The sequence below is a fragment of the Rudaea sp. genome (assembly GCF_036383415.1).
In the GTDB taxonomy this organism is placed as follows: Bacteria; Pseudomonadota; Gammaproteobacteria; order Xanthomonadales; family Rhodanobacteraceae; genus Rudaea.
The window spans coordinates 1-12,217 of sequence record NZ_DASVOK010000021.1; the positions used below are offsets into that span (position 1 = coordinate 1).

12 protein-coding genes are annotated in these 12,217 nt (G+C 63.8%); 4 read left to right on the forward strand and 8 right to left on the reverse strand.

From position 1 onward, the window contains the following. Together VF497_RS00710 and VF497_RS00715 are read right to left on the reverse strand one after the other, a co-directional pair. Positions 1 to 698 (reverse strand): hypothetical protein (locus VF497_RS00710; RefSeq protein WP_330885257.1); only part of this gene is annotated, 698 nt, incomplete at its 3' end. Positions 699 to 721: 23 nt separating this feature from the next. Further along, positions 722 to 1,114: a DUF4398 domain-containing protein gene (locus VF497_RS00715; protein ID WP_330885259.1), complete on the reverse strand. Its 393-nt coding sequence runs from the start codon at positions 1,112 to 1,114 to the stop codon at positions 722 to 724. A gap of 111 nt (positions 1,115 to 1,225) precedes the next feature. Here VF497_RS00715 and VF497_RS00720 point away from each other — a divergent pair, with 111 nt between their 5' ends. Continuing rightward, positions 1,226 to 2,338, forward strand: coding sequence for a PilT/PilU family type 4a pilus ATPase (locus VF497_RS00720; protein WP_330885261.1), 1,113 nt, complete (start codon positions 1,226 to 1,228; stop codon positions 2,336 to 2,338). 84 nt (positions 2,339 to 2,422) lie between these two features. Here VF497_RS00720 and VF497_RS00725 read toward each other — a convergent pair whose 3' ends face one another. The 3 genes from VF497_RS00725 to hppD are packed head-to-tail and all read right to left on the reverse strand — an operon-like array spanning position 2,423 to position 5,828. Then, a complete protein-coding gene (locus VF497_RS00725) occupies positions 2,423 to 3,421 on the reverse strand; it encodes a fumarylacetoacetate hydrolase family protein (protein WP_330885263.1) in 999 nt (332 codons plus the stop codon). 17 nt (positions 3,422 to 3,438) lie between these two features. After that, positions 3,439 to 4,737 (reverse strand): homogentisate 1,2-dioxygenase, encoded by a 1,299-nt coding sequence (gene hmgA / locus VF497_RS00730; protein WP_330885265.1) that lies wholly within the window; start codon positions 4,735 to 4,737, stop codon positions 3,439 to 3,441. Then, positions 4,734 to 5,828, reverse strand: coding sequence for a 4-hydroxyphenylpyruvate dioxygenase (gene hppD, locus VF497_RS00735; protein ID WP_330885267.1), 1,095 nt, complete (start codon positions 5,826 to 5,828; stop codon positions 4,734 to 4,736). The genes hmgA and hppD overlap by 4 nt, the downstream gene beginning before the upstream one ends. A 92-nt stretch (positions 5,829 to 5,920) precedes the next feature. On the opposite strand from hppD, the gene VF497_RS00740 reads away from it, so the two are divergent. Beyond that, entirely contained in the window at positions 5,921 to 6,406 is a 486-nt protein-coding gene (locus VF497_RS00740; RefSeq protein WP_330885270.1) for a MarR family winged helix-turn-helix transcriptional regulator, read from the forward strand. Positions 6,407 to 6,435: 29 nt separating this feature from the next. Here the strand turns inward: VF497_RS00740 and VF497_RS00745 are convergent, their stop codons facing one another. Next, complete coding sequence (locus VF497_RS00745) at positions 6,436 to 7,401, reverse strand: hypothetical protein (protein ID WP_330885273.1); 966 nt, start codon at positions 7,399 to 7,401, stop codon at positions 6,436 to 6,438. 125 nt (positions 7,402 to 7,526) lie between these two features. Between VF497_RS00745 and VF497_RS00750 the strand changes: the two genes are divergently transcribed. Next, the gene (locus tag VF497_RS00750; RefSeq protein ID WP_330885275.1) at positions 7,527 to 8,801 is read left to right on the forward strand and encodes a glycoside hydrolase family 5 protein; all 1,275 of its coding nucleotides are present in this window, start codon (positions 7,527 to 7,529) and stop codon (positions 8,799 to 8,801) included. Positions 8,802 to 8,871: 70 nt separating this feature from the next. On the opposite strand, the gene VF497_RS00755 is transcribed toward VF497_RS00750, so the two are convergent. Together VF497_RS00755 and VF497_RS00760 are read right to left on the reverse strand one after the other, a co-directional pair. Continuing rightward, positions 8,872 to 10,341, reverse strand: coding sequence for an oligopeptide:H+ symporter (locus VF497_RS00755; protein WP_330885281.1), 1,470 nt, complete (start codon positions 10,339 to 10,341; stop codon positions 8,872 to 8,874). 187 nt (positions 10,342 to 10,528) lie between these two features. Further along, positions 10,529 to 11,404 carry a tryptophan 2,3-dioxygenase gene (locus VF497_RS00760; protein WP_330885277.1) on the reverse strand — a complete coding sequence of 292 codons (876 nt, stop codon included), beginning with the start codon at positions 11,402 to 11,404 and terminating at the stop codon, positions 10,529 to 10,531. 196 nt (positions 11,405 to 11,600) lie between these two features. On the opposite strand from VF497_RS00760, the gene VF497_RS00765 reads away from it, so the two are divergent. Then, positions 11,601 to 12,217: lamin tail domain-containing protein (locus VF497_RS00765; protein ID WP_330885279.1), on the forward strand; the 617-nt coding region annotated here is incomplete at its 3' end.

The following is a 12,217-nucleotide window of genomic DNA, read 5'->3' on the forward strand; positions in this document are numbered from 1 at the left end:
ATCTGCGCGCTGCCTGCCGGCTTGAGTGCGGCCTGGCCCGGGGCGAAGGCGCCTTCGCCGAGTGCAATCGGCGCGACCGACTTGGCCGCCGGCACCGCGGCTGCAGGCTTGCCCGCGCCAGCCGCCGGTTTGGCGCCGCTCGCGGAGAGCAATTCGGCCTCCTTGCGCGCCAGTTCGGCCTCGCGGGCCTGCGCATCGGCGAGCTTGCGCGCCTGCGCCGCCTGTTTCTTCGCCGTTTCGGCCTGCTTGGTGGTCTGAGCGCTGGTCTCGCGCGCCTCGTCAGCCTCGGCGCGCAGGCGATCGGCCTCTTCCTGCTGGGCGAGGCTCTGGATGCGCTGGCGCTCGAGTTCGAGGCGCGCCTGTTCGGCATCGCGTCGGCTCGCGGCGATCAGGATCTGGTCGTGTTCGCGATCGAGTACCTGAATCTTGCGCTCCTGCACCATCGCCTGCGCCGCGGCGTAGGCGATGTCGATGCGGCGCTCGGCGAGGAACACGTAGTGGTCATGCAGCTTGCGCTTGCCGCCGAACTCGGCGAGGTTGGCCAGCGCCTGCTCGGCGAGCGCGATTTCGGCCGGGGCAAGGCCGCCGAGCGTGCGGTCGCCGGTCAACTGGTTGAGGCTGCCGCGCAGGCGATCGTAGTCGGGGTCGTCCTTTTGCGCCCAAGCTGCAACCGACGAAACGAGCAGCAGCGCAGCCAACGCACTTCGAATCCCGGTCCGCATCACTGAAACCCCTCCTGCTTCGCCTCGGCCGGTATCGACAGATCGCTGCGCAACTGCGCGTTCTCGCGCGAGCGCGCGTCGACGCGTTCGCGTGCCTTGCCGAGCCGGGTCTTGGCCTGGGCCAGGTCGCCGGCTACCTGTGCCTCGTCGGCGAATTGCGCGGCCACGTCGTAGTCTTCCTGCTTCATCGCCGCGCGCGCCTGGCCGAGGCGTTCCTGCGCCATGCGCAGCTCGGCGGGCGCATAGGTCGAGGCACCGGCCTCGCGCGCACCGTCCACGCGCCGCGTGGCCTCCTGCATCTCCGCGAGCGGGGGCTTGGTCTGCGCGCAACCGGCGACACAGATCACGAAAACGGATAACCCGGTCAGGGCCATGGAACGCAGGATTGTCATATCATTCCGCAGGGTTCAGAAAGCTCGGAGTCGCGTCGCGCATTGTCCACAAAGCGCAGGCACAATGGCAACGACCACATCGGCATCGCAACGGGGGCAAGACTTAAGCGTATGGATATCGGCTATTTCCTCAAGTTGATGAACGAGAAGAACGCCTCGGACCTGTTCCTGTCCACGGGCGCTCCGATCAACATCAAGATTTCCGGCGTGCTGACACCGCTCGGCACCACCGCGATGCCTGCCGGCCTGGCCAAGCGCATCGCCTACTCGATGATGGACGAGAACCAGATCGCCCGCTTCGAGCGTGAGTTGGAGATGAACCTCGTCACCCAGCTGAAGGACGTGGGACGCTTCCGCGTCAACATCTTCAGGCAGCGCGGCGAGATTGGTCTCGTCATCCGCGCGATCAAGGCGGTCATACCGAGCATCGAGGAACTGCAGCTGCCGCTCGTGCTCAAGGACCTGATCATGGAACCGCGCGGCTTGCTGCTCTGCGTCGGCTCGACCGGCTCGGGCAAATCGACCACGCTGGCCTCGATGATCGACCACCGCAACGCGAGCACGGCCGGCCACATCCTCGCGATCGAGGACCCGATCGAATATCTGCATCACCACAAGAAGTCGATCGTCAACCAGCGCGAGGTTGGCTTCGACACGCACAGCTTCCACGATGCACTGAAGAACGCGATGCGCGAAGCACCCGACGTGATCATGATCGGCGAGATCCGCGACTCGGAGACGATGGAGGCGGCGATCGCCTTCTCCGAAACCGGCCACCTGTGCCTGGCCACCTTGCACTCGAACAATGCCGACCAGGCACTCGAGCGCATCCTCAACTTCTTCCCCGAGTCCGCGCACCGCAACGCGCTGCTCAACCTCGCGCTCAACCTGCGTGGCATCGTCGCCCAGCGCCTCGTCGTCGGCGTGGACGGTCAGCGCCTGCCCGCCGTCGAGGTGTTGATCAACACACCGCTGATCCGCGACATGATTCGCCGCGGTCAGGTCCACGAGATCAAGGAAGCGATGGACCGCAGCCTGTCCGAAGGCACGCAGACCTTCGATCAGTCGCTGCTGCGGCTGTACCGCGACGGCCGCATCGACCTCGAAGAGGCGCTGTCAAAGGCCGATTCGCGCGATGGCCTCGCGCTCAAGATCCGCCTCGGCGAGGGCACCGAGGACATGCACCTGCCCATGCTCGACGCGTTCGAGATGCCGAATTTGTAGGTGTTATGAGTGTGATCGTCCCTGATCGCGAGAATCAAGAAGCGGCCATCCTTGGCCGCACTTCTCAATAGAAGCCTCCACCCATCAGGCGCGCTCGATAGTTTGCTCGATCGCGCCGAAGACGCTCGTGCCGGCGCGGTCGAACATCTCGATGCGCACCGTATCGCCGAACTTGAGGAACGGCGTCGACGGCTTGCCGTCGCGGATCGTTTCGAGCGTGCGCTTCTCGGCGAGACAGGATGCGCCTTTCGCTTCGTCCTGATTCGCGATCGTGCCCGAGCCGACGATCGTGCCGGCCGACAGCGGCCGCGTCTTCGCCGCATGCGCGACGAGGTCGGCAAACGAGAACTGCATGTCCTCGCCCGCTTCGGGCTGACCGAACAACTTGCCGTTGATGTGCGTGGTCAGCGCCAAGTGTACTTTTGAACTTTCCCACGCGGCGCCGAGCTCATCCGGCGTGACGAACACCGGCGACAATGCCGAACGCGGTTTCGACTGCAGGAAACCGAACCCCTTTGCCAGCTCGCCTGGGATCAGGTTGCGCAGGCTCACGTCGTTGACCAGGCCGATAAGCTGGATGTGGCCAGCGGCCTGCGCACTCGTCACCGCCATCGGCACGTCGTCGGTGACGACGACGACTTCGGCTTCGAGATCGATGCCGTAGTCCTCGCTGGTCACGCGCACCGCGTCGCGAGGTCCGTAGAAGCCCGCACCGACGGCGTGGTACATGAGCGGATCGGTGTAGAAACTCTCCGGCACCTCGGCCCCGCGCGCGCGGCGCACGCGCTCGACGTGCGGCAAGTAGGCGCTGCCGTCGACGAACTCGTAGCTGCGCGGCAACGGCGCGGCGAGTACGGCGGAATCGAGCGCAAAGACATTTTCGCCGTTGATCGTCTGCGCACGCGCGGCGTCATTGAGCAATTCGTAGACGCGATGCAGGCGGGGCGCGGCGTTGTGCCAGTCCTCGAGTGCGCGCTGCAGCGTGTGCGCGATGTCGGTCGCACGCACGGCGCGGGTGAGATCGTGGCTGACGACGACCAGCGTGCCGTCGCGGCCGCCTTCTTTGAGACTTGCAAGTTTCATCGGCGAATATCCTTGGGTTATTTCTGCGGCGCGCGGAAATGCTTTTTCAGCCCCTGCCAGCACTGATAATAATCGTGCTGAAGCTGCGGCGATTCCAGCGCCTGCTTGGTCGGCCGGATCACCGCGCGCGTCTCGAACATGAAGGCCATCGTGTCGACGATGTGATCGGGCTTGGTCGTATCCGCCGCGCTCGCCTTGTCGAAGCTGGCCGCGTCGGGACCGTGGCCGCTCATCGAATTGTGCAGGCTCGCGCCGCCGGGCACGAACCCGCCGGCCTTTGCATCGTATGCCCCATGGATAAGGCCCATAAATTCGCTCGCGATATTGCGGTGAAACCACGGCGGACGGAACGTGTCCTCGGCCACGAGCCAGCGCGGCGGGAAGATGACGAAATCCATGTTCGCCGTGCCGGGCGTGTCGCTCGGCGAAGTCAGCACGGTGAAGATCGACGGGTCGGGATGGTCGTACGAGATCGAGCCGATCGTATTGAAGCGGCGCAGGTCGTACTTGTACGGCGCGTAGTTGCCGTGCCAGGCGACGACATCAAGCGGGGAATGATCGATCTTCGCCGACCACGGATGGCCCTGGAATTTCGCCACCAGTTCGAAGTCGCCGTCAATGTCTTCGTAGGCCGCGACCGGGGTGAGGAAATCGCGCGCGTTGGCGAGGCTGTTCGAGCCGATCGGGCCGAGGTCGGGCAAGCGGAGCATCGCACCGAAATTCTCGGCGACATAGCCACGCGCCTCGCCGTCGAGCAGATCGACGCGGAAGCGCACGCCGCGCGGGATCACCGCGACCTCCTGTGGGTCGATTTCGATGACGCCGAATTCGGTCGCCAGGCGCAGGCGCCCAAGCTGCGGCACGATCAGCAGCTCGCCGTCGGCGTCATAGAAGTAGCGGCCCTGCATCGAGCGGTTCGCCGCGTAGACATGGATGCCGATGCCGGCCTGCGCAGCTGCGCTGCCGTTGCCGGCGATCGTGATGAGGCCATCGACGAAATCGGTCGGCGCGCTTGGCAATGGCCAAGGATCCCAGCGCAGCTGATTCGGCGTCGCCGGGGCGTCATCAAATACATTGTGGAATTTTCCACTTTTCAACGCGGCGAACGGCTTGTGCACCGCCGCCGGCCGGATGCGGTACAGCCAGCTGCGCCGGTTGGCGTGTCGCGGCGCGGTGAACGCCGTGCCAGAGAGTTGCTCGGCGTAGAGCCCGTGCGCGACGCGCTGCGGCGAATTGCGGCCTACGGGCAGCGCGCCGGCGACCGCTTCGGTCGCGAACTCGTTGCCGAAACCGGATTGGTACTTGAGCGCGCTCACAGCACCCCGCGCTCCATCTGCTCGCGCTCGATCGATTCGAACAAGGCCTGGAAGTTGCCTTCGCCGAAGCCGCTGTTGCCCTTGCGCTGGATGATCTCGAAGAAGATCGGACCGACGCAGTTCTTGGTGAAGATCTGCAGCAGCAGTTTCTGCTTCGTCTCCACATCGGCGTCGATGAGGATCTTGTTCACCTTCATGCGTGCGACGTCTTCACCATGGTTCGGGATGCGCTGATCGATCACGCTGTAGTACGCGTTCGGCGTATCGAGGAACTCGATCCCGCGCGCACGCATCGCCTCGACCGTCTCGTAGATGCCGTCGGTGAAGCAGGCGATGTGCTGGATGCCCTCGCCGTTGTACTGCTCGAGGTATTCGTTGATCTGGCTCTTCGGATCGGCCGACTCGTTGAGCGGAATGCGCACCATGCCGTCCGGCGCGGTCATCGCCTTCGACAGCAGACCGGTCTTCGCGCCCTTGATGTCGAAATAGCGGATCTCGCGGAACTGGAACAGGCGCTCGTAGTAGTCCGCCCATTTCGCCATGTTGCCGAAATAGAGATTGTGGGTCAGATGGTCGATGAAGGTGAGGCCGAATCCGCGCGGCATCATCTCGGCGCCGGGCAGCCATTCCCAGTCGGGATCGTGGATCGTGCCCTTGTCGTCGTAGCGATCGACGATGTAGAGCATGCAGCCGCCGATGCCCTCGATCACCGGAGCGGCAACGGCCTTCGAGGTTTCCTTGTACTCGATCGACTTGGCGCCGTTCTTCAGCGCCTGCACGCGCACCCACTCGGCGAGCTTGGACACACGGATCGCGAAACCGCAGGCCGAAGGCCCATGCTTGCGCGCGAACTCGCCCGCGAACGAATCCGGATCCTCGTTGATCAGGAAGGTGCAGTCGCCCTGGCGGTAGTTGTAGATCGGTCGCGTCTTGTGTCGCGCGACCTGGACGAAGCCGAGATTGCGGAACAGTTCGTGCAGTTTCGCGGGCTCTGGCGAAGCGAATTCGACGAACTCGAAGCCGTCGATGCCCATCGGGTTTTCGAACACCGCCGGCTGCGTGCCGGCTTTGACTTGCGGAACTGCATTCATGATCTGCTCCGATCTGGATTCGCGGCTATTGCAATCGCGGACGATTGCAATAAGATAGTTTCAATTGAAACCAATTGCAAGCGCACGACGACATGAAGAAGAACGCAGCGGACAAGGAAGCGGTGGGCAGCAACGCGATCCTCGAACTTGAGCAGTTCCTGCCGTATCGCCTGTCGGTGCTGTCGAACACGGCGAGCCGCGCGATCGCAGACCTGTACGAGCGCCGCTATGGCCTGTCGATCGCGGAATGGCGCACGATGGCGGTGCTCGGCAGCTACGACGGCATCGCCGCGCGCGAAGTCGCCGAACGCACGGCGATGGACAAGGTCGCCGTCAGCCGCGCGCTCGCACGCCTGATCGCGGATGGCCGCGTGCGCCGGCGCACGGCCGAGCACGACAAGCGTCAATCGGTGCTCGGCCTGACCGCGAAGGGCTGGAAGGTCTACGCCGAAGTCGCGCCGCTTGCGCTCGAGCACGAGAAGCGCCTGCTCGCCCATCTCACCGTCGAAGAGCGGCGCTGGCTCGCGCACATCCTCGACCGGTTATGGCAGGCGGAATTGGAGGAGATCGCGAAGTAGCGTCGACAGGCCGATCGGCCCGCCAAACCTCAACCAGGACAGGGCGTGCACCACGTGATCGCGAGCTCGGCCGTGCATTGGTAGAGCTGCTGGTTCGCCGAGCACCGCTCATTCCAATCCTGGATGCACACGGGCACCGGGCCGCCGTTGCAAAAGTTGTGTTGGGTTCCGGCGATCACCGGACAATTGGGGTCCCTTTGTACCCCGCCGCAGGAACCGCCGTTGATGTTGTACTTGCTGCAGGCCAGGATGACCTCCACCTTGTCGTGCGCAAACAGATTCCAGTTCGTCATCAGTATGTCGTACGTTTGCGGGGTGACGTCGCGGACGATCCCCATGGCGCTGATCGACGGGGAACCGGTTTGTATGTATGTGTAGTAATTGGCGTACGGATAGGCCCCGACGCAGGTGTAGCCTTGCGCTATCGATCCCCACGGACCGATGTCCTGCCACGGCTGGGGCTGGACCTGGCACTCTCTGATCCCATTGCATACCGAAGTGTCAGTGGAGGGCGGAGGGTTCGCATGCCGGGTCTCAGACCTATGCGGGCCCATGAACTGCGTCGGCGCCAGCTGGCGCGATTGCTGCACCACGCTTCCTGCGTAAGGCTGGGTCGAGCATCCGAGCGAGACCTCGAACTCTCCCGCTGTCGAGGTGGCGTTCACGCCTTCGAGCGTCACCGTCCGGCGGTCGATCGCGACCATCTGGACGCTGACGTGTTCGTGCTGGGCGGAGTCCCACGTCCACAGGTTGGGATGGCTGTCCGGGCAGGCGAGGCGCTCCGCCTTTTTCTTGCTCGCGGGCACGACGACTCTCGCCATCGTTGCGGACAAGCAGGAGGGAACACCCGAGCATTCGTTCTTGTTGGATGCGACGAACAGATCAGTGCGATACCCATGAGGGTCGCCGCCAGCGCCGGCATCGGCGGCGATCACCGCGATGGCGAAAGCGAAGCCAAGGCGTGCGACGAAGGCATGCTGCATCGAAATCCGCATAAACGCTCCCGGCGGCGAATGCCGCGTAGTTGGTCAGGGATTGAAGCGACTGCACCCGCGCACGTACGATACTGCATCCGCAGTGGGTTGACATCCTCACCGCACACAACGACGGAGACAGCTTCATGCGCGTTGCGCTCATGCTCGCAGTCGGTACCGCGTTTACCTGCATCACGTCCACTACAGCAGGCGCAGAGGTTGGCGCCGGCTCCTGGCACACCCACGGCCATCGCATCGAGGACAGCGCCAATCAGCCGCTGCGTCTCGCGGGCATCAACTGGTTCGGCCTCGAGACGAGCAACTTCGCTCCGCATGGCCTATGGGCGCGCGGCTACAAGTCGATGCTCGACCAGATCAAGGCGCAGGGTTACAACACGATCCGCCTGCCGTACAGCAACCAGCTGTTCGACGCCGGCAGCACGCCCAACGGCATCGACTTCGCGCAGAACGCAGATCTCGCCGGACTCACCGGATTGCAGATCATGGACAAGCTCGTCGCGTACGCGGGCGAGATCGGTCTGCGCATCCTGCTCGACCGCCATCGTCCGGACGCCAACGGCCAATCGGAGCTCTGGTATACCGCGCAGTACGACGAAGCGCGGTGGATCAAGGACTGGACGATGCTCGCCACGCGATACGCAGGCAACCACACGGTGATCGGCGCTGACTTGCACAACGAGCCGCATGGCGCGGCGTGCTGGGGATGCGGCGATCTCGCGCACGATTGGCGGCTCGCGGCCGAACGTGCCGGCAATGCGATCCTTGCCGCGAATCCAGACTGGCTGATCGTCGTCGAAGGTGTCGAGAGCTACAACGGGCAAAACTACTGGTGGGGCGGCAACCTGGCCGGTGCCGGCGCTGCACCCGTGCGGCTCAACGTGGCGAACCGCCTCGTGTATTCGATCCACGACTATCCCGCGAGCGTGCATGCACAGCCGTGGTTCTCGGCACCGGACTACCCCGCCAACCTGCCGGCGCTATGGGATGCGACGTGGCGCTACCTGCACAAGACGAACGCCGCGCCGGTGCTCGTCGGCGAGTTCGGAACGAAGCTCCAGACGGCTTCTGACCGGGAGTGGCTGACGGCACTTGCGAGCTGTCTCGGAACGGGCGTCGACGGCGTGCATTGGACGTTCTGGTCGTGGAATCCGAACTCCGCAGATACCGGCGGCATCCTGAAGGACGACTGGCAGACCGTCGATGCCGCGAAGCAGGCGTATCTCGTGCCGCTGATGTTCAAGCTCGGCGGCAACGTGACGTCGACACAGCCACCGCTAAATGCGTCCGCGGTCGAGGATTACGACGCCAGCTTCGATCACTATTTTCATCACGACGCAGCCTGCGGAGCAGGCCAAGCTCGACGCAGGGTCGAGCCCGAGAGAGGCGCTTCAATTCCGTAGTTCACTGCAAATCCGCAACACTCTTCCCTTATCCACCCTTCAGACCCCTTCTCCAAGGGGAGAAGGAAAGCTATTTCACCCCGTGCATCAACCTGCTGATCAGCGGCGCGACAACGAGCAGGACCACGCCCGAACCGACCAGCGCCCAGAAGCCGAAGGTGTAGCCCGACAGCGCCGACGCCGTGGTCATGCCGCTTTCGCCAGAAACTTCGCCGGCGAAAATGCCCGAAAGATTGTTGCCGTTGGCGACGGACAGGAACCAGCCGCCCATCGCGAATGCGACGTAACGCGTCGGCGCGAGCTTGGTCACCATCGACAGGCCGATCGGCGACAGGCACAGCTCACCGATCGACTGGACTACGTAAACCATGAACAGCGTCCAGAACGGAATCTTGCTGCCGCCGTCGACGAGATGGGTCAGCGCAAACATGAGCAGCAGGAAGGCGAGTCCGTTGAAGATCAGACCGAGGCTGAACTTGAATGCGATCGACGGTTCGGCGTTGCGTTTGCCCAGCCACACCCAGATCGCCGCAATGATGGGCGCAAGGGTGATGATGGCGAGCGAATTCACCGACTGGAACCAGGCGACCGGAAATTCCCATGCGCCGAAATCACGATGCACGATCTTCTCGGCGAGGAAGTTGAATGACGATCCGGCCTGCTCGAAGAACATCCAGAACAGTACGTTGAAGACGAAGATGATCAGCATCGCGATCACCTTGTCGCGCGCGACCGCGCCTTCGCGCAGGCCTTCAATCAAGAGCATCGCGGCAAGGCCGATGAACAGAATGCCGAGGATCCAGGCCAGTGCCGTCGCGCCGAGCTTGGCGAGCAGTAAATACATCAGCGGCACGCCGACGACGAGATAGGCGGCGACGAGGCCGAGATTGCGCGTGCTCAGCGACGTCCGCACCGACTGGCCGACACCGTTCAACTGGCGCCGCCCGATCCAGAACCACAGCCAGCAGATCGCCATGCCGACGCCGGCGGAAGCAAAAACTACCTTGTAATTCTGCTGCATCGGCGTCGCGGTGATCACGCTTGCGAGCCAGCTCGTCACCACCGGCGACACCATCGCGCCGACGTTGATGCCCATGTAGAAGATCGTGAAGCCGGCGTCGCGGCGGCTGTCGCCCTGCGCGTAGAGCTGGCCGACCATGGTCGAGATGTTCGGCTTGAACAAGCCGTTGCCGATGATGACGAGAGCGAGGCCGAGCAGGAACAGGTCCATGCTCGGCAGCATCATCACGAACAGGCCCGAGCCCATGACGATCGCGCCGGTCAGGATCGAACGCTGGTGCCCGATCAGCTGGTCGGCGATGTAGCCGCCGAACACGCCGGCCGCGTAGACCAGGGCGAGGTAGGCGCCGTAGATGTTGCTCGCCGGCTTTTCACCGGTCGCTTCGCCGTTGTAGAACTGGGCGACGATGTACAACGCCAGCGCCCAGCGCATGCCGTAGAACGCGAAGCGCTCCCAGAACTCGGTCATGAACAGCAGCCACAGCGGACGCGGGTGGCCGAGCATTTCCGGGAAGGTCATTCGTCCCGCCGCGACCTCGGCGGCCGCATCGCCGCTCACCGCGCCCGCACCCACTGCCCCTGTCGCTGCCATGTTCTGCTCCGATTCGTTTCGCGCCTTGCGCGCGCTGGAAAGTGTGAAGGTGTAACCGCTTCGCCGCAGGCCGTCAAACAAAACCGTTGCGGCGCTGCGGGATTTCGCGCTCGGATTACGGCGCCGCGGGGTGCGTGCCTATCGTCGTGCGCACTTCGAACAGTTCCGGGAAGAAGGTCAGGTCCAGCGCTTTTTTCAAGAACCCGACACCCGACGATCCACCCGTGCCGCGCCGGTAGCCGATGATGCGCTCGACCGTCTTCATGTGGCGGAAGCGCCAGAGCTGGAACTGCGTTTCGAGATCGACCAGATCCTCGCACAGAGCGTACTCGCGCCAGTAGCGGTTGGTGTCCTCGTAGATGCGCTCGAACACGGGCAGCAGTTCGCGATCGGACACGTGCGGCTGCGACCAGTCGCGCTCGAGGCTGCTCACCGGTATCGCATGGCCCCAGCGCGCGAGATAGCGCAGGAATTCGTCGTAGAGACTCGGTGCCTGCAGCACTTCCTGCAGGCGCGCGTGCGCGGTCGCATCGTGCGCGAACACGCGCAGCATCGCGGCGTTCTTGTTGCCAAGCAGGAATTCGACGATGCGGTACTGCAGCGACTGGAATCCCGAAGAGGGCCCGAGCACGTCGCGGAATTCGAGATACTCCGCAGGCGTCAGCGTCTCCAGCACCGACCATTGCTCGGTCAGCTGGCGCAGCACCTGCTTGACCCGCGCGACGATCTTGCCGAACTGCCAGACCTGATCATGGCGCAGGCATTCGATCGCCGCCGTGAGCTCGTGGATCATAAGCTTGAGCCACAGCTCCGACACCTGGTGCTGGACGATGAACAGCATCTCGTCGTGATGCGGCGGCTGCGACAGCGGATGCTGCGCGGACAGCAGCCGGTCGAGCTGCAGGTAGCCGCCATAGCTGAGCCGGTCGCGCAGGTCGGTCTCGATGCCGGCTTCGAGGTCGCGGCGATTGTCACTGACGGTGGTCGACATTCCGGTCTCAGAGTCGATGAAGGGCCGGGATTTTCCCACATGCGCAGTGGCAGTGCCGACCCCGGACGACTAGCGGCACGCGAGCGGCATACAAAGGCATACAAACCTGAACAAAAATAGTGACTGCTCGAGGTTGCTCTCTGTCACAAAATGTGGCGAGAATGCGCCCGGGGTCAGTTCAACAACGGGGTAATCCATGATCGGTCGTATACGTGCGCCGCGCGGCGCGGGCTTTGCTTTTCTTGCGTTTTTTCTCGCTTGCTTCCCACCATCGTTTGCGGCAGCTGCCGGCAACGTGGTCATCAGCCAGGTTTACGGGGCCGGCGGCAACACCGGCGCCGTACTGCAAAATGACTACGTCGAGTTGTTCAACCGCTCCAACACCGCGGTCAGCCTCTCCGGCTGGTCGGTGCAGTACTCGAGTGCGACAGGCACCGGCAACTTCAGCAGCAGCGTCGTCGCGCTGAGCGGCTCGATCGCCCCCGGGCATTATTTTCTGGTGCAACTGGCCGGCGGCGCCAATGGCAGTCCACTGCCTACCGCAGACCAAAGCAGCACGGCAATCAACATGGCCGCTGGCGGCGGCAAGGTGATCCTGGCGAATGTCGCCACCGGCCTCACCTGCAACGGCAGCAGCACGGCCTGCAGCGCCGCGCAGCTAGCGCAGATCGTCGATCTCGTCGGCCAGGGCAGTGCGAATTTCTATGAAGGCTCCGGCACGGCGCCGACGCCAAGCACGACGCTGGCCGATTTCCGCGCGAATGGCGGCTGCACGGATACCGACGACAACAAGGCCGACTTCGCCACCGCCGC